The sequence below is a fragment of the Xanthomonas arboricola genome, assembly GCF_002940665.1.
In the GTDB taxonomy this organism is placed as follows: domain Bacteria; phylum Pseudomonadota; class Gammaproteobacteria; order Xanthomonadales; family Xanthomonadaceae; genus Xanthomonas; species Xanthomonas arboricola_B.
In genome coordinates, this window is record NZ_MIGY01000001.1 from 728,732 (window position 1) to 745,369 (window position 16,638).

20 protein-coding genes and 2 other RNA genes are annotated in these 16,638 nt (G+C 66.9%); 16 read left to right on the plus strand and 6 right to left on the minus strand.

The annotated features are described in order from the left end of the window. Window positions 1-29: 29 nt before the first annotated feature. Window positions 30-641, minus strand: coding sequence for a guanylate kinase (gmk, locus tag XarjCFBP7645_RS03160; protein ID WP_104536196.1), 612 nt, complete (start codon window positions 639-641; stop codon window positions 30-32). Window positions 642-753: 112 nt separating this feature from the next. After that, entirely contained in the window at window positions 754-1,614 is an 861-nt protein-coding gene (locus XarjCFBP7645_RS03165; RefSeq protein ID WP_054592128.1) for a YicC/YloC family endoribonuclease, read from the minus strand. A 109-nt stretch (window positions 1,615-1,723) separates the two neighbouring features. Here XarjCFBP7645_RS03165 and rph point away from each other — a divergent pair, with 109 nt between their 5' ends. The 8 genes from rph to XarjCFBP7645_RS03205 all read left to right on the plus strand — a co-directional run bounded on the left by rph (window position 1,724) and on the right by XarjCFBP7645_RS03205 (window position 9,418). Beyond that, window positions 1,724-2,449 (plus strand): ribonuclease PH, encoded by a 726-nt coding sequence (gene rph, locus XarjCFBP7645_RS03170; RefSeq protein ID WP_024938119.1) that lies wholly within the window; start codon window positions 1,724-1,726, stop codon window positions 2,447-2,449. Beyond that, entirely contained in the window at window positions 2,446-2,838 is a 393-nt protein-coding gene (locus XarjCFBP7645_RS03175) for a VOC family protein (RefSeq protein WP_104536197.1), read from the plus strand. The genes rph and XarjCFBP7645_RS03175 overlap by 4 nt, the downstream gene beginning before the upstream one ends. Beyond that, entirely contained in the window at window positions 2,835-3,434 is a 600-nt protein-coding gene (rdgB, locus tag XarjCFBP7645_RS03180) for an RdgB/HAM1 family non-canonical purine NTP pyrophosphatase (protein WP_166774176.1), read from the plus strand. Before XarjCFBP7645_RS03175 ends, rdgB begins: the two co-directional genes overlap by 4 nt. 16 nt (window positions 3,435-3,450) lie before the next feature. Then, window positions 3,451-4,608, plus strand: a complete 1,158-nt coding sequence (gene hemW / locus XarjCFBP7645_RS03185; RefSeq protein WP_104536199.1) for a radical SAM family heme chaperone HemW — start codon at window positions 3,451-3,453, stop codon at window positions 4,606-4,608. 224 nt (window positions 4,609-4,832) lie between these two features. Then, on the plus strand, window positions 4,833-7,256 hold the full coding sequence (locus XarjCFBP7645_RS03190) for a DUF1631 domain-containing protein (RefSeq protein WP_104536200.1): 2,424 nt from the start codon (window positions 4,833-4,835) through the stop codon (window positions 7,254-7,256). Next, the gene (locus XarjCFBP7645_RS03195; RefSeq protein WP_104536201.1) at window positions 7,253-7,600 is read left to right on the plus strand and encodes a PilZ domain-containing protein; all 348 of its coding nucleotides are present in this window, start codon (window positions 7,253-7,255) and stop codon (window positions 7,598-7,600) included. Before XarjCFBP7645_RS03190 ends, XarjCFBP7645_RS03195 begins: the two co-directional genes overlap by 4 nt. A 65-nt stretch (window positions 7,601-7,665) precedes the next feature. Then, window positions 7,666-8,991 carry a Xaa-Pro dipeptidase gene (pepQ, locus tag XarjCFBP7645_RS03200; RefSeq protein WP_104536202.1) on the plus strand — a complete coding sequence of 442 codons (1,326 nt, stop codon included), beginning with the start codon at window positions 7,666-7,668 and terminating at the stop codon, window positions 8,989-8,991. 28 nt (window positions 8,992-9,019) lie between these two features. Then, window positions 9,020-9,418 (plus strand): XVIPCD domain-containing protein, encoded by a 399-nt coding sequence (locus XarjCFBP7645_RS03205; RefSeq protein ID WP_104536203.1) that lies wholly within the window; start codon window positions 9,020-9,022, stop codon window positions 9,416-9,418. Between the two features lie 174 nt (window positions 9,419-9,592). Here XarjCFBP7645_RS03205 and XarjCFBP7645_RS03210 read toward each other — a convergent pair whose 3' ends face one another. Both XarjCFBP7645_RS03210 and XarjCFBP7645_RS03215 read right to left on the minus strand, forming a co-directional pair. Then, a complete protein-coding gene (locus tag XarjCFBP7645_RS03210; RefSeq protein ID WP_104536204.1) occupies window positions 9,593-10,933 on the minus strand; it encodes an aminopeptidase P N-terminal domain-containing protein in 1,341 nt (446 codons plus the stop codon). Between the two features lie 13 nt (window positions 10,934-10,946). After that, on the minus strand, window positions 10,947-11,489 hold the full coding sequence (locus tag XarjCFBP7645_RS03215) for a YecA family protein (RefSeq protein WP_104536205.1): 543 nt from the start codon (window positions 11,487-11,489) through the stop codon (window positions 10,947-10,949). 237 nt (window positions 11,490-11,726) lie between these two features. On the opposite strand from XarjCFBP7645_RS03215, the gene XarjCFBP7645_RS03220 reads away from it, so the two are divergent. From XarjCFBP7645_RS03220 to XarjCFBP7645_RS03255, 8 genes are all read left to right on the plus strand, one after another. After that, window positions 11,727-11,948, plus strand: a complete 222-nt coding sequence (locus XarjCFBP7645_RS03220) for a TIGR02449 family protein (protein WP_024938110.1) — start codon at window positions 11,727-11,729, stop codon at window positions 11,946-11,948. Beyond that, the gene (locus XarjCFBP7645_RS03225) at window positions 11,945-12,244 is read left to right on the plus strand and encodes a cell division protein ZapA (RefSeq protein WP_016903560.1); all 300 of its coding nucleotides are present in this window, start codon (window positions 11,945-11,947) and stop codon (window positions 12,242-12,244) included. The genes XarjCFBP7645_RS03220 and XarjCFBP7645_RS03225 overlap by 4 nt, the downstream gene beginning before the upstream one ends. Window positions 12,245-12,340: 96 nt before the next feature. Next, window positions 12,341-12,525, plus strand: a non-coding RNA gene (gene ssrS / locus XarjCFBP7645_RS03230) — 6S RNA. A 276-nt stretch (window positions 12,526-12,801) separates the two neighbouring features. Continuing rightward, a complete protein-coding gene (locus XarjCFBP7645_RS03235; protein ID WP_104536206.1) occupies window positions 12,802-13,392 on the plus strand; it encodes a 5-formyltetrahydrofolate cyclo-ligase in 591 nt (196 codons plus the stop codon). Continuing rightward, complete coding sequence (locus tag XarjCFBP7645_RS03240; RefSeq protein WP_104536207.1) at window positions 13,389-13,859, plus strand: EVE domain-containing protein; 471 nt, start codon at window positions 13,389-13,391, stop codon at window positions 13,857-13,859. The genes XarjCFBP7645_RS03235 and XarjCFBP7645_RS03240 overlap by 4 nt, the downstream gene beginning before the upstream one ends. Before the next feature lie 106 nt (window positions 13,860-13,965). Beyond that, window positions 13,966-14,613 (plus strand): ribose-5-phosphate isomerase RpiA, encoded by a 648-nt coding sequence (gene rpiA / locus XarjCFBP7645_RS03245; protein ID WP_104536208.1) that lies wholly within the window; start codon window positions 13,966-13,968, stop codon window positions 14,611-14,613. A 163-nt stretch (window positions 14,614-14,776) separates the two neighbouring features. Next, window positions 14,777-15,226, plus strand: a complete 450-nt coding sequence (locus XarjCFBP7645_RS03250; RefSeq protein ID WP_104536209.1) for a DUF192 domain-containing protein — start codon at window positions 14,777-14,779, stop codon at window positions 15,224-15,226. 40 nt (window positions 15,227-15,266) lie between these two features. Next, window positions 15,267-16,148 carry a SirB1 family protein gene (locus XarjCFBP7645_RS03255; protein WP_104536210.1) on the plus strand — a complete coding sequence of 294 codons (882 nt, stop codon included), beginning with the start codon at window positions 15,267-15,269 and terminating at the stop codon, window positions 16,146-16,148. Between the two features lie 105 nt (window positions 16,149-16,253). On the opposite strand, the gene XarjCFBP7645_RS03260 is transcribed toward XarjCFBP7645_RS03255, so the two are convergent. Together XarjCFBP7645_RS03260 and XarjCFBP7645_RS03265 are read right to left on the minus strand one after the other, a co-directional pair. Beyond that, a non-coding RNA gene (locus tag XarjCFBP7645_RS03260) (sX9 sRNA) lies at window positions 16,254-16,330 on the minus strand. A gap of 62 nt (window positions 16,331-16,392) precedes the next feature. Beyond that, window positions 16,393-16,632, minus strand: a complete 240-nt coding sequence (locus XarjCFBP7645_RS03265) for a rubredoxin (protein WP_104536211.1) — start codon at window positions 16,630-16,632, stop codon at window positions 16,393-16,395. Window positions 16,633-16,638: the final 6 nt, after the last annotated feature.

Consider the following 16,638-nt stretch of genomic DNA (forward strand, 5'->3'; position numbering starts at 1 on the left):
TTTCCTTTGGAATCAGGGATTTGACCCACTCAGTCCAGCAAGGCCTGGATCAACTCCGCGTGCCGCTGCTGTTGCGCCTGCCGGCGCAGCCGGCTGGCGGTGAAGATCGCGCACATCTCCGAGACAGCGGTGTCGAAGGTCTCGTTGATGATCACGTAATCGAACTCCTCGAAATGCAGCATCTCTTCGCGGGCGGCAGCCAGACGCTGCGCCATCACGTCCTCGCTGTCCTGGCCGCGCTTGCGCATGCGCTCGTCCAGCGCCTGGCGCGACGGCGGCAGGATGAACACGCTGACCGCATCGGGCACCTTCTGGCGCACCTGGCGTGCGCCCTGCCAGTCGATCTCCAGCAGCACGTCGTGACCGGCCGCCAGCTGCGGCTCCACCGACTGCCGCGCGGTGCCCTTCCAGTCGCCGTGCACCAGCGCATATTCGAAGAAGTCGCCCGCTTCGATCATGCCCTGGAACTCGTCGGCGGAGACGAAATGGTAGTGCTCGGCATGCCGTTCGCCCGGCCGCGGCGCGCGCGAGGTGAACGAGATCGACAGGGCGATCTTGGGATCGCGCGCCAGGGTGGCGTTGACGATGCTGCTCTTGCCGGCGCCGGAAGGGGCCGCAACGATATAGAGGGTGCCGCGCATTTTAGGGAATAGAGAGTCGGGAATGGGGAATGGGGCACCGCGCCAAGCAAGCAGGCCAAGGGTGAATCGTACCTGCTTTGACGATTCCCCATTCCCGATTGCCTATTCCCGGCTATTCGATGTTCTGCACCTGCTCGCGGATCTGGTCGATCAGCACCTTCAGATCCACCGCGGCGTTGGAGGTGCGGCTGTCCACCGACTTGGAGCCGAGCGTGTTGGCTTCACGGTTGAACTCCTGCAGCAGGAAGTCCAGGCGGCGGCCGACCGGCTCGCGTTGCCTGAGCACGCGGCGGATCTCGGCGATGTGGCTGGACAGGCGGTCGAGCTCTTCGTCCACGTCCAGTTTCTGCAGCCACAGCACCAGTTCCTGCTCGGCGCGCCCCGGGTCCACCGGATGCGGCAGATCGGCCAGGCGGGCGGCCAGCTTGGCGCGCTGACCTTCGCGGATGACGGGAATCAGCGTGCGCACCTCGGCGGCGATGCGTTCGATCGCATCGACCCGCTCGCTGATCGCATCGGCCAGCTTGCCGCCTTCGCGCTCGCGCGCGGCAACGAAACTGTCCACCACCTCGTCCAGCAATGCCAGGGCCTGCGCCTGCAATGCCGGCGCGTCCACGTCCTGCACCTGCAGCACGCCGGGCAGCTGCAGCAGATCGGTGAAGCCGACCTGCAGCCTGGGAAACATGCCGTCCAGGCGCGTGGCCAGTGCACCCAGTTCCTGCAGCAGCGATTCGTTCACCGCCAGGGTCTGCGCGTTGTCCGGCGCGCGCAGGCGCAGCGCCAGATCCAGCTTGCCGCGGCTGTTTTTCGCTGCCACGCGCTCGCGCAGCAGCGGCTCCAGCGCACGCAGTTCTTCGGGCAGGCGCACGCCCACTTCCAGAAACCGATGGTTGACCGAGCGCAGCTCGCAACCGAGCGTGCCCCAGGGCGTGATGCGTTCGCCACCAGCAAACGCGGTCATGCTTCGAATCATCGTCAGTCCCGTGCCTTCAAAGCGCGAATGGTACCCTAGCGGCCCGCGCTGACTGACCGCCCCGCCACGCGCCGACCCAGACCCACCTCCCGACTTCCGGACTCATCGCATGACCTTTTCCCGTCCCAGCGGCCGCACGGCCGACCAGCTGCGCCCGGTGCGCATCGAACGCGCCTTCACCCGTCACGCCGAAGGCTCGGTGCTGGTCAGCTTTGGCGACACCCGCGTGCTGTGCACCGCCAGCGTGGAAAACCGCGTGCCGGGGTTCCTGCGCGGCAAGGGCGAAGGCTGGGTGACCGCCGAATACGGCATGCTGCCGCGCTCCACCCACACCCGTTCCGATCGCGAAGCCGCGCGTGGCAAGCAAGGCGGGCGCACGCTGGAAATCCAGCGCCTGATCGGCCGCGCACTGCGCGCCTGTGTGGATCGCAACGCCCTGGGCGAGCGCACCATCACCCTGGACTGCGACGTGCTGCAGGCCGATGGCGGCACCCGCACCGCCGCGATCACCGGTGCCTACGTGGCGCTGGCCGATGCGGTGAACCTGCTGCTCAAGCGCGGCGACATCAAGAAGCACCCGCTGATCGGCGCCGTGGCCGCGGTGTCGGTGGGCATCTATCGCGGCGAGCCGGTGCTGGACCTGGATTACCCCGAAGACAGCGACTGCGACACCGACATGAATGTGGTGATGAATGATGGCGGTGGCTTCATCGAGCTGCAGGGCACCGCCGAAGGCCACGCCTTCCGTCGTGACGAACTCAACGCGCTGCTCGCACTTGCCGAACAAGGCATGAGCGAATTGTTCGCCCTGCAACGCGCTGCGCTGGCCGGATGAGCCGGCGCATCGCCCTGACCACCCTGCTGGTCGCCGATTACGACGCGGCAGTCGCCTGGTATACCGGCGCGCTGGGTTTCCAGGTGCTGGAGGATCGCGCACTTGGCGACGGCAAGCGTTGGGTCGTGATCGGCCCAGGCGGCGCGCAGGAGGCCGCCTTGCTGCTCGCGCAGCCGGCCGACGACGCCCAGCGCGCGCGCATCGGCGACCAGACCGGTGGGCGGGTGGATCATTTTCTCTACACCGACGACTTCTGGCGCGACCACGCGGCGATGCAGGCGTTCGGCGTGGAATTCCTGGAAACTCCGCGCGAGGAGCCGTACGGCACGGTTGTGGTGTTCCGCGATCTGTACGGCACCAAGTGGGACCTGCTGGAGCCCAAGCAATGAAACAACTGGTCCTGGCCAGCGGCAACGCCGGCAAGCTGGAAGAACTGCGCGCCATGCTCGCCGGCCTGCCGCTGCGCATCGTGGCGCAAGGCGAGCTCGGCGTGGACGATGTGCCGGAAACCGGCCTGACCTTCGTCGAGAACGCCTTGATCAAGGCGCGCCACGCCAGTGCGGTCACCGGCCTGCCGGCACTGGCCGACGACTCCGGCCTGATCGTCGATGCCCTCGGCGGCGCACCCGGCCTGTACAGCGCGCGCTACGCCGGCAGCCCGACCGATGCGAACGCCAACAACGCCAAACTGCTCGATGCCATGCGCGCCGTGCCGGCCGAGCGCCGCAGCGCGCGGTTCTACGCGGTGATCGTGCTGCTGCGTCACCCGGAAGACCCGCAGCCGCTGATCGCCGAAGGCAGCTGGGAAGGGGTGATCGCCACCGAGCCGCGCGGCGATGGCGGCTTCGGCTACAACCCGGTGTTTCTGGACCCGGTGCATGGCCTGACCGCGGCGCAGATGGATAGTGCGTTGAAGAACCGGCTGAGTCACCGTGCGGTGGCGCTGGCCACGCTGCAGCACAAGCTGCACGCCCTGTCGCTGTGACCGATGGCCTGATGCAGTGCCCGACCTGATCCCACCGCCGCTGTCGCTCTACGTGCACCTGCCCTGGTGCGTGCGCAAATGTCCGTACTGCGATTTCAATTCGCATGCGGCCAAGGGCGCACTCCCGTTCGAGGAATACGTGGATGCGTTGATCCGCGACCTTGATGCGGACCTGCCGCTGGTGTGGGGACGCGTGGTGCATTCGGTGTTCTTCGGCGGTGGCACGCCGAGCCTGTTTCCGCCGCAGGCCATCGACCGCTTCCTGCAGGCGGCTGCCGCGCGGCTGCGCTTTGCACCGAATCTGGAGATCACCCTGGAAACCAATCCAGGCACCGCCGAGCATGGCCGCTTCGACGGCTACCGCGCCGCCGGCGTGAACCGGCTGAGCTTCGGTGTGCAGACCTTCGACGATGTGGCGCTGCAGCGGCTCGGTCGCATCCACGACAGTGCCGAGGCCGAGCGTGCGATCAAGCTGGCACAGGATGCCGGCTACGACAATTTCAATATCGACCTGATGTATGCGCTGCCCGAGCAGACCCTGGCGCAGGCCGAACGCGATCTCGAACGCGCCTTTGCGTTGCAGCCCACCCACCTGTCGCATTACCAGCTCACGCTGGAGCCGAACACGGTGTTCTTCGCGCGGCCGCCCAAGGGCATTCCCGACGACGATGCGGCCTGGGACATCCAGGAGCATTGCCAGCGCCTGCTGGCCGAGGCCGGCTACGCGCAGTACGAAGTGAGCGCCTACGCCAGGCCCGGGCGGCAATGCGCCCACAACCTCAATTACTGGCGCTTCGGCGATTACCTGGGCATCGGCGCCGGGGCGCACGGCAAGATCAGCTCCGGCGCCGAACAGCATGTGCTGCGACGCTGGAAGCACAAGCACCCGCAGAGTTACCTGGCCAGCGCCGGCAGTGCGGCGTCGATCGGTGGCGACGAGATCGTGCCGCGCGAACGGCTGCCGTTCGAATACATGCTCAACCTGCTGCGCCTGCACGAGGGCTTCGCGCTGCGCGATTTCGAAGTCTCCACCGGCCTGGCGGCGTCGGTCATCGAGTTGCCTGTGGCCCGTGCGATCGCGCAAGGCTGGATGACCGCACAGGACGGACGCGTGGTGCCGACCGAGCTGGGCCGCCGCTTCACCAATGACGTGGTCGAGCTGTTTCTTGCCTGACCGCGGCGATCGCGTGGCGGCACTACACAGCCATCACGCCGCACCGTGGTCGGTAGCGCACGCGACGGCAGCGGCGCACAGATCCGCCGACTTCGCGCCACGTGCGCCTTCCGCACCAGGGCGGCGACCGCATCTGGCAAGGCGCGTCGTGCGCCCTCGCGGTCGCTGACCAATGGAAAAACATGCTACATAGCTCACGCCTCGCACCGAGCCCGCCTCCCCGGATGTCCACTCCCGCCTCTTCCCTGCAGCACACGCTCAGCGGCCCGATCGCCGATGCGCCGGTTTCCGTGCGCGGGCGGCGCCTGCTCGCCGCGCTGCACGTGCACTGCGTGCAGGCGCTCGACGGGCCGCTGCGGCTGACCATCGTCGAACTGGAACGCGAGCTGCTGCATCAGGCCGAGCATGCACGCAACAGCCAGATCCAGGCCGAAACCTACGCGCAGATGCGCGGCCTGCGTGACCACATCGATCGGTTTCCGCAGGCATTTCTGCAGCAGCTGGCGCAGGACCTGGCCACGCTGCGCGATCGCCCATCGCTGACGCCAGCAGCCGATGCTTCAGCGCATCCGCAGATGCTCACCCTGGTGGAAGACACCGATATCGATCGCGATATCGTGCTCAGCGAGATTGCGCGTCGCGAGACTTCCCGCAGGGCCGCTGCGCTGCAATTGCTGGCGCAGCGAGTGGCGGTGATCGGCGCGGTGGCCGAATTCGAACTGGAAGCATTGCCGCTGGGGCCTTACGCCCTGTGCCGCGTGCTGCGCCAGTGCGGCCAGACGCTGGGACTGAGCCTGGATGGGCAGCTGACGCTCTACCGCGTGTTCGAGCGTCAGGTGATCGAGCGTTTGAACGATCTGTACGAGCGCGCCAACGGCACGCTCGCGCAGGAAGGCATCCTGCCGGGGCTGATCTATCACCCGTACCTGGTCAAACCCACACAGGAGCAGACGCGACGCGCACCGCCTGCACCGGCCACCGCACCGAAGGATGCTGCGGCCGGCCGCGCGCGCGCGCTGCCGCCGCGCAACGGGCGACCTGCAACCGGCTGGAGCGGGCAATCGGCGCCGACACCATGGCAGAGCGCCCTGCTGGATCCGCCGGCTATGCCGATGACACTGGCAGGGGCGACATACGGTGAGCAGGCAGCCCCTGCCCTGAGCGATGCAGTGCAGGCGCTCGGCGGCCTGATGTCGTCGGCGCGTCAGTCGCAGGCGGCCGGCGAGGGAAGCACAGCTGCGCATCACCGTTCTGCAAATCACGGCGCAGCGCCTGCGACAGGCGCGCAGGCAACACCTGAAAGATCACCTCCCCAGCTTGCCTCCACGGCCGTGCCCAAAGCCGCGCTCAGCGACGCGCTGGCCAGCCTGCAGGGCACGCTGGCGGAACAGGTAGCGGCAGCGCAGCCCACCGGCATCGATGCGGTGCAGCGGCAGGTACTGGCGTTGCTGCGGACGCAACACGGCTCCGACGCCACGCTGTCGCCGCAGGACACCGACACCTTCGATCTGCTCGGCCTGCTCTACGCGCAGATGCAGCGCGAAGTGCGCGAGCAGACCCCGGCGCAGGCCCTGCTCGCCAAATTGCAGGTCCCGGTGGTGCGGGCGGCCTTGGCCGATACGCATTTCTTCGTGCGCGACCAGCACCCGGTACGCGAATTGCTCAACACCGTGGCCGAGTCCGGCGCGGTATGGCTGGGCGACGACGACGTCGACCCGCAGCTGCTGCACAAGCTGGGAAGCGCAGTCGACAGGATCCTCAACGACTACCAGGGCGACGAGGCCGTGTTCGCCGCGGCCAACGACGATATCCAGGCGCATCTGCGCGCATTGGCGCGCAAGGCCGACCTCGCCGAGCGGCGCCATGTGGATGCGGCGCGTGGCAAGGAGCGGCTGGAGTCGGCCAAGCAGCAGTCCGAGGCGCGCATCGAGCAGCTGTGCGAGCAGAGCGCCCCGCCGCGTTTCGTGCAGTCGCTGCTGCGTCAGGCGTGGTCGGACGTACTGACGCTGACGCTGCTGCGCCAGGGCGAGCAATCGCCCGAATGGGACGAGCGCCAGGCACTGACCGCGCGCATCGCCGAAGTCACCTGCCTCAGCAAGGAGCAACCTACCGACATCGCGCTCGGCGCCGATATCGAAACCGCGCTGCTGCAGGTCGGCTATCACCAGGATGAAGCCGCAGCGATCGCGCGGCGCCTGTCCACGCCGGGCGGCGAGGACGAGACGACCTCGCGCACCGAGCTCACCGCCAGGCTCAGGGCGCGCACACGGCTGGGCGACCAGGGCGACAGCGCATCGCACCAGGAAACAAACACCCCGCGTTCGCCGGCCGAAGAGGCGTGGTACACGCAGCTGCGCAGCCTGCCGTTCGGCAGCTGGTTCGAGTTCGTGATCAACCAACAGGGCGACCTGCGCCGGCAACGGCTGTCCTGGTACAGCCCGATGACCGGCAACGCGCTGTTCGTCAATCAGCGTGGGCAAAAGGTTGCCGAGCACTCGCTGGATGGATTGTCGCGGCTGATGGCCGGCGGCCAGGCGCGCCTGCTGGTCGAAGAGAAATCGCGCCTGATCGACCGTGCCTGGCATGCCACCGTGCGCACGCTGCGCAGCCTGGCCGGCCAGGCGCCCGCTGCAGAGGTCAACCCATGATCCAGGACACCCGCCGCGCACCGCGCCGCCAGCCTTCGGACCTGGTACCGGTCACCGACATGCTCAGCGAGGCGCAGATCGGCCGGGTCGGCAATATCTCGGAAACCGGCATGCTGCTGCTGGCCTCGGTTCCGCTGCATGAGGATGCCTTGTATCAATTGCGCTTCAACCTGCCCGAGCGCAGCGGCCGTGCCACCGAGATCGATGTCGGCGTGCATCTGTTGTGGACCGAAGCCGCGCACGCACCCGGGCAGGCCTGGGCCGGCTTCCGCTTCCTGACCATGTCCGGGCCGCATCGCCAGCGCCTGCGCGCCTGGATTGCCGAAGAACACATGCTGGGCTGAAGGACAGCATCACCACGATTGCGGCAAAATCACGTCCTGCCTTTGCATTGCCGATCGAGCCCCGCATGCCCCAGCCGTCCTTGAGCCCTTTGTATTCCGATCACCTGCGCACGCTGATCGCGCGCGCAGACGAGGCGCTGCAGCGCGGCGGCTTCGACCACCTGGTGGTGCCCAGCGGCAGCTTGCATTACCAGGTATTCGACGACCGCGACTATCCCTATGCGGTCAATCCGCACTTCAAGGCCTGGGTGCCACTGACGCGGGTGCCCAACAGCTGGCTGGTCTACACCCCCGGCAAGCGCCCGACGGTGATCTTCTGCCAGCCGTTCGACTATTGGCATGTCGTGCCCGACGCACCGAGCGGCTGGTGGGTGGAGCACTGCGACATCCACATCATCCGCACCCCGGACCAGGCCTTGGCGTTGCTGCCCAGGCAGATCGACCGTTGCGCCATCCTGGGCGAGGCGCAGAGCGCGCTCGGTGCGTATGTGCCCAACAATCCGCAGCCGGTGCTCGATTACCTGGACTACCAGCGCGCCTTCAAGACGCCATACGAACTGGCATTGCTGCGCATCGCCCAGCAGTTGGCAGTGCGCGGCCATCGCGCCGCCGAAGCGGCCTTTCGCGCCGGCGAGAGCGAGTTCGGCATCCATATGGCCTATTGCGCCGCTGTCGGTCAGGACGCCAACGAACTGCCCTACGGCAACATCATCGCGCTCAACGAACACGGCGCGGTGCTGCACTACACCGAACTCGGCCAGCGGCCGCCACAACCGCTGCTCAGCTTCCTGATCGATGCCGGCGCTTCGGCCTACGGCTATGCCAGCGACATCACCCGCACCTATGCCGCCGACCCCGGCAGCGAATTCCAGGCCCTGATCGACGCGGTGGATGCCGCACAGATCCGCATGGGCCAGGGCGTGCGCAGCGGCGTGGATTACAAGCAGTTGCATGTGGATGCGCATCTGGCCTTGATGGGCATCCTCAAGGACTTCGGCATCCTCACCGTGTCGCCGGAAGCTGCGCTCGCCACCGGCGTCAGCGCCGCATTCTTCCCGCACGGGCTGGGCCATCTGATCGGCCTGCAGGTGCACGACGTGGCGGGCTTTGCGGCCAGCGACCGCGGCGGCCGCATCGAACGCCCCGCCGGCCACCCCTATCTGCGCCTGACCCGCGTGCTGGAAGCGGGCATGGTTGTCACCATCGAACCGGGGGTGTACTTCATCGACATGTTGCTGGACGACGTGAAGAAGAACGGTTACGCCGCCAGCGTCGACTGGGCGCGCGTTGCGCAGTTCAAACCTTACGGCGGCATCCGCATCGAAGACGAGGTGGTGTGCACCGATGGCGCCCCCGAAAATCTGACCCGCCCGGTGTTTGCCGCCTCTTGAGTCATTCCGCACAGCACGGAGCATCGCCATGAACGATCCACGCCAGTCCTCGCACCCCGACCATCCGATGTATCAACAGATCCAGCGCGGCGTGCATGCAATCGATGCGGCACATGGACGCACACCCGACCAGACCAGCGACCGGCTCAGCGCGGCCCTGTTGCCGCTGGCCAAGGAAGGCGGCCTGTCGCGCGTGGATCATGTGCTGATGAGCGAGGCCAATAATCGCGGCGTGCACGGCGGCGAGAACGTGTTCGTGGTGCAGGGCGACCCGGCCAACCCGGCGCATCTGCGCGCGCACATGAAGACCGAACAGGCATTGAGCACGCCGGAAGCGCAATCGTTCGCGCGTGCGCAGCAACTGGCTGCGCCAGGCGAACAGATCCAGCAGCCCGAGCGCACCCAGGCGCCACAACTCGGTCAGTAGAACGGCTCGCAGCAAAACGGCCGGGCGCTTCTTGCCCGCGAGGCGCCCAGCAGAGCGCAGCCCGAACGATGCCGCCGGCCTCAGCCAGATGCGCCGGGCATCCGGAACCACACCTTCAGCGCGCGGGTTGCTGCTCCGACCTACCTCACGACCGCTCACAACGGCATTACCGCGTTATGCGCGCACTGCGTCGCGGTTGGCCATCTCCGCTTCGATCTCGTCGGCGCTGCGCGCCAAGGCATCGGTCAGCACCCGATGGCCTTCGGCAGTGATCAGCACATTGTCTTCGGTGCGGATGCCGATGCCGCGCCACTTGGCTTCCACCGTGGTGTCGTCGGCAGAGATGTAGAGCCCCGGCTCGATGGTGAACACCATGCCGGGCTCGAGCAGACGCGAGTCGCCCGCCAATCGATAGTCGCCCACATCGTGCACATCCAGCCCCAGCCAATGGCCGGTCTTGTGCCGGTAGAAGCGCTTGTAATGGCCGTCGGCGATATTGCGCTCCAGCTTGCCCTTGAGCAGGCCCAGCTGCAGCAGCCCTTCGGTCAGGGTCTGCACCGCGGCCAGATGGCCGGCTTCGTAGGCCGCGCCGGGGCGCGCCTGCGCCAGCGCGGCGGCCTGCGCAGCGCCGACCAGATCGTGCAGCGCGCGCTGCGCCGGGGTGAAACGGCCGTTGATCGGAAAGGTGCGGGTGATATCGGCCGCATACCCGCGGTACTCGGCGCCGGCATCGATCAGCACCAGCTCGCCATTGCGGCTGCGCGCGTTGTTGGCGCGGTAGTGCAGCACGCAGGCATTGCTGCCGGTGCCGACGATGCTGCCGTACGCCGGCCACGCATCTGCGGCGCGGAACGCGCACTCCACCTCGGCCTGCAGTTCGTACTCGTGCACCCCCGGCCGCGCCAGCCGCATGGCGGCGCGATGCGCGCGGACGCTGATGTCGGCGGCGTGCTGCATCAACGCGACTTCGTCGCGCGACTTGAACAGCCGTTGCTCGTGCAGCAGATGCCCGAGCTCGAGGAATTCGTGCGGCGGCTGCGCGCCGTGGCGCACCTGCTCGCGCACGCGCTTGAGCCAGCCGATCAACTTGAGGTCGAAGTCGACATCGCGCCCGAAGTGATAATAGACGCGGCTGCGCCCTTCCAGCAGGCCCGGCAGGATCTCGTCGACATCGTCGATGGGATACGCATCGTCCATGCCGTAGCGCTCCACCGCCCCATCCTGGCCCTCGCGCGGGCCATCCCAGGCTTCGCGCTCGGCGTCGCGTTCGCGGCAGAACAGGATCGCCTCGCCATGCTTGCGTCCGGGTACCAGCACCAGCACCGCTTCCGGCTCGGGGAAGCCGCTCAGATACCAGACATCCGAATCCTGCCGGTACGGATAGTGGGTGTCGTGACTGCGCACCCGCTCGGGCGCGGCCGGCAGGATCAGGATGGCCTGATCGCCGGCCATCTGCATCAGCTGCCTGCGCCGCCGCGCGTACTCGGCCGCGCCGATCCCGGTGAGCTTTTTCATGGCGGTCGTGCGGTCAGTTCAGACGTTGGCGGAAGCGCGGCCCCATCACGCAGTCGCCATGCAGCAACAGCACCGCCACGCGCACGAACTCCTCGATCTCCGCCAGGGCGGTGTCGTCTTCGTCGGCCGCATCGAAATCGTCGCTGGACGCCTGCGCCAGCCGCGCCAGGTCCTGCAGCGCCTCTTCGCCTTCTTCGGTCAGCGCCGGGCGCTGCTGCGCCGCCAGGCCGAAGCCGCCCAGAAAGGCGCGACACCAGTCGAACAAGGCATCGGTACGCGCCGCCAGCGGTGCGCCGTCGTCGATCAGCAGCAGTTCGAAGGCGAAATCGCGGTCTTCCAGTTGCGCCACCGTGGCCTGACGCATCCGGTCCAGCGCCCCGCCCTGCCTGGGTGCCACCTGCGCGCCGTCGGCCAGAATGCGCGCCAGCCAGTCGCCGCTGTCGGCACCCCCACCGGAGAGCCACCCGCACAGCCCGCCATGCAACTCCGCTGCGGAGGAAGCCAACTCCAGCTGGCGACTTTCGTTTTGCACAGCGGTTACATCGGGCAGGTCCATCGGGTCTTCCAGGCTGGGAACGGGAGATGCCGGCGCATGGGCCGGCGATTCGACTTCCCAGTGTATCAAGGCACCCGGCGTCGGCCGCTAGCGGCGCCTTCCATGCAGCGTTCCACGCGCATGACGCCTGCCGGATCAGGCATCGCGCAAGGCCTTGTCGGAATTGGCCCGACGGCGGGTACGCAGGCTGCGCCGGGGCGCTTGACCGCCGCGCGCACGCGCCCCTATCGTGGAGGGATGGACAATGCTGCTGCCCTCGCCCAGATCCGCGCACTTGCCGCCCGTGTGGAGGCCCTGGTCGAACGCAGCCAGCGGCTGACCGACGAGAACCGCAGCCTGCGTCACCAGCAGGAGCAGTTGATCGGCGAGCGCGCGCAACTGTTGACCAAGAACGAACAGGCGCGCTCGCGCGTGGAAGCGATGATCGTGCGGTTGAAATCCCTGGAGCAGCACACGTGAGTAACAACGAGCCGGTCAGCGTGCGTATTCTGGATCGTGAATATACGGTTGGCGTCACCGCCGACGAACGCGAGAGCCTCACCGCTGCGGCGCGCCTGCTGGATCTGCGCATGCGCGAGATCCGCGGCAGCAATCGCATGGCAGCGGTGGATCGCGTCGCGGTGTTGGCCGCACTCAACTTGGCGCACGAATTGCAGCAGCTGCGCGATCAGCAAGCGCTCTACGACCGTGAATTGGCCAACACGCTGGATAGCTTGAATCGCCGCCTGGACAGCGTGTCCGACACACCGCGTTGAGGTGCAGTTCGCACTGTCGTCGCAAATATGAACTTTCAATTGCGCCGGCCGACGAATGGGCTAGCCATCGCGCAGCAGAGGTCTATACTTCACCTGCGTTCTCTGCTGTAAACGACAGCGTGCAAAACATTCGCCTTGTCCCTTAATTACGACCACGGGGGCACGACGAAGCCGGGAGTGCAAGTCCGCCTTGTAGCGGGAAGCCCGATGGCCTCACAACGTTCCCACTTGAACCCCGGGTTCAAGGTCGTTTCGCCCGCATCGTTCATGGCGGAGAATGCAAATCTGAAACGGCGCCTTCGGGCGCCGTTTTTTTTTGTGTGTCTGCAGCGCACGGCACGCGCACGCACAGCCTGGTCGCGTCCTTGCCGCAACGACTGCGCCAACAAGACCTCATGCATGCGTGCGCAAAGCACAACGTTGCCAGCGCTGCATGCGCATGCGCTCAGCGACCGGCGGGAGAGTTGCCGGAGCGGGCGATCCGTCGGCACACGCGCCGCTAGGCAGGAGCGTCCACGCCATCGACAATAGCCCCCTGCCTATCGCTGCGAGACACCATGACCGACGACCGAGACGCCTTGCGCCAGCAGTTGCGCGCACTGCGCCGTAGCCTGCCGGCAGCGCAGCGACTGGCCGCCGCCGATGCGCTGGCCGAGCGCCTGCTGGCGCTGCCGTTCGCGCCGCAGACCGGTGCGGTGGCCGGGTACTGGGCGATGGATGGCGAAATCGCGCTGCACCGTTGGCAACTGAGCCTGCCGGCCGGCGTACGGTATTGCCTGCCGGTGCTGGACGGGCGCGTCTTGCGCTTTGCGCCGTGGCGGCCGGGCCAGGGGCTGGTCAGCAACCGCTACGGCATCCCCGAGCCGGACGTGGCACGCACCGAATTGCTTGCACCCGAAGAGATGGCGCTGGTGGTCACGCCGTTGACCGGCTTCGATGCGCAGTGCCGGCGGCTGGGCATGGGAGGGGGCTGGTATGATCGCAGCTTCGCGTTCCGGCACCGCCAGACGCCGCCGCCCTGGCTGGTCGGCGTCGGCTTCGCCGCGCAGCAACTGCCCGCCTTGCCCGCCGAGTCGTGGGACGTGGCGGTGGATGCGATCTGCACAGAACACGCCACCTTCCTGAAAGACGACGCCGTTTCCGTATGACTGCCCGCAAGCGCTACTGGTTGATGAAGTCCGAGCCGGACACGTTTTCCATCGATGATCTGGAGCGCGTCGGCACCGAGCCGTGGAACGGCGTGCGCAACTACCAGGCGCGCAACTTCATGCGCGACGGCATGCATGTGGGCGACGGGGTGTTGTTCTACCACTCCAACTGCAAGGTGCCGGGCATTGTCGGCATCGCCAAGGTCGCCAGCGCAGCGTATCCGGACGACACCCAGTTCGATCCCAGATCCGACTACCACGACCCCAAGGCCACCCGCGAAGATCCGCGCTGGATGCTGGTGGACGTGGCCTTCGAGCGCAAACTCAAGCGCACGATCGCACTGGACGAAATCAAGCAGCAGGCCGACGCACTGGGCGAAGGCTTCCCGCTGATCGCGCGCGGCAACCGCCTGTCGATCCTGCCGGTCACCGCCGCGCAATGGAAATTGTTGCTGGCGATGGAGTAGCCGGGAGGAGAGATTCGGGATTTGCGATTTGTAAATCCCGGCTCAGCCCAGCCGCTCTTGCGATTCCCCAATCCCGATTCCCGATTCCCCAATCCCGAGCCCCCAAATGTCCGAAGCAAAACGCCTGGCCGCCGAAAAAGCGATCGATTACGTGGAAGACGGCATGATCGTCGGGGTCGGTACCGGTTCTACGGTGGCCTACTTCATCGATGCCTTGGGCCGCATCAGCCATCGCATCAAGGGGGCGGTGTCCAGCTCCGAGCAGAGCAGCGCGCAGCTCAGGCGCCATGGCATCGAGGTGCTGGATCTCAACCACACCGGCAATCTGTCGCTGTACGTGGATGGCGCCGACGAGTGCGACCCGAACCGTTGCCTGATCAAGGGTGGCGGCGCGGCATTGACGCGCGAGAAGATCATCGCCGAGGCCAGCGAGCGTTTCATCTGCATCGTCGACCCGAGCAAGCAGGTGCCGGTGCTGGGCAAATTTCCGCTGCCGGTGGAAGTGATTCCGATGGCGCGCAGCCTGGTGGCCCGCCAGATCCTGGGGCTCACCGGCGGTCAGCCGGTATGGCGCGATGGTGTGGTCACCGACAACGGCAACGTGGTGCTGGACGTACACAACCTGCAGATCACCGACCCGGTGGCGCTGGAGCGCAGCCTGAACCAGATTCCCGGCGTGGTCTGCGTGGGCCTGTTCGCGCGTCGCCCGGCCGATGTGGTGATCGTCGGTGGCGAGCCGCCGCGGGTGATCTGAGCGACCGCGCGCGTGCACGCGCATGCGCAGTTGCGGCCCGCGTTGCGAAGCGACAGCGGGCCGAACGCCTGTCACATGCGATGACGGGACGACGCACCACAGCAGCTTGACGCACGCAGCCGCTTGGCAGATGGTGCGGCATCCCTGTCCACTGGTATGCCGCATGCGCCGTCTTTGCCTCCTCGCCGTTGCGTTGTTGATCCTGCTCAGCGGCTGCGCCAGCAGCGGCGGCAGCTGGGTGGAACTGGCCGGCACGCGCTACCAGGTGGAGCTGGCGCAGAACGATGCCGACCGCGCCAAAGGCCTGATGTTTCGCGATGCCATGGCGGACGATCACGGCATGCTGTTCGTCCACGACCGCCAGGAACCGCTGGCGTACTGGATGAAGAACACCAAGATCGCGCTGGATATCCTGTATTTCGACAATGAGCGCCGGCTGGTGTCGCAGCAGCGCGACGTGCCGCCGTGTTCGGCCGGCGATGCCTGCCCGCCCTACCCCAGCAAGCGCCCGGCCCGTTACGTGCTGGAACTCAATGCCGGCCAGGCCGCCAGGCTCAACCTGCAGGACGGCGCCAGCCTGACCCTGAGCCCGGATATCCCAAAGCTCAAGTGAATCTCACGCGACAGGCCCTTCCTGTCAGGAAGTACCGGACTTGAACCACGCGCCGCTTGCCGACACTCTTGGCAGCATGGTCGACATGCTCCCACTTCCCCATTGGACCGCGCTCGCCAGCCTGGACGACGACGCAGTGCCGTTGATGTCCACCGCGCTGCTGATTGCGCGCGACGAGTATCCGCAGCTGGACGCCGAGCTGTACGACACGCTGGTGCAAAGCCACGTCGAGCACCTGCGCCGCGAGGTGGAGGCGATCGACCTGTGGCCGCTGAAGATGGCCGCGGTCAATCGCTACCTGTTCGACGAGCTGGGCTATTCGGGCAATCACGACGAGTACTACGACCCGCGCAACAGCTACCTCAACCAGGTCTTCGAACGCCGCCTGGGCAACCCGATCTCGCTGGCGATGGTGCAGATCGAAGTGGCGCGCCGGCTGGGCATTCCGCTGGCGGGCGTGTCGTTTCCCGGGCATTTCCTGGTGCGTTTGCCGGTGGACGACGGCGTGCTGGTCATGGACCCGTTCAACGGCGGCCGCCCGCTGGGCGTGGACGAGCTGCGCGAGCGCGCGCGTCCGCACCTGGGTGGCGAGATCCCCGACGACCGCGCCCTGGCGCAGATCCTCGACCCCGCGCCGCACCGCGCGATCCTGATCCGCATCCTGCGCAATCTGCACGGCGTCTACGCCGATGCCGAGCACTGGGACCGCGCCGCGCGCAGTGCCGACCGCATCCTGAAGCTGGTGCCGGACCAGCCCGAGGCACTACGCGACCGCGGCATGGCCTATCTGCATCTGGGCCACCGCAACGGTGCACGCCACGATCTGTCGCGCTATCTGCAGCTCAACCCCAGTGCGCAGGATGCGACCAATCTGCATGAGCATCTGGTCGAGCTGAACAGTCAGCACGCGCGCGCGCACTGAAAAACACAGCCTGCGAGGCCCTCGCCGGCGCCATGCGACCGTGTGCCGGCGATGTTGTGGCGCGAAAAACGCAGCGACCCAGCTGAGCAGCCAAGGCACTAGAGCGGCTAATAAAACGTAGCGAGCGGTCGTCAGGTTAGTGCAGACAGCGCGCTCAGAACCGGAGTGTACGAGTGGTACATGCCGATCCCGAGCACTGCAGCGCCCGCCCCTGACGGCGGCGCAGTAGTTTTGTTAGCCGCTCTTAGTCGATCTCGACCATCTCGAAGTCGTCCTTGGTCACGCCGCAATCCGGGCAGGTCCAGGTGTCGGGAACGTCTTGCCAGGCGGTGCCCGGGGCGATGCCTTCTTCGGGGATGCCGTCGGCCTCGTGGTAGAGAAACCCGCAGACGACGCACATCCAGGTGCGGTAGGTGGTCGTGGATGTGTCGCTCATCGGATAATCGCGGTTACGCAACGGTGGGGCTGCATTGTCCCATCCCACCCACCG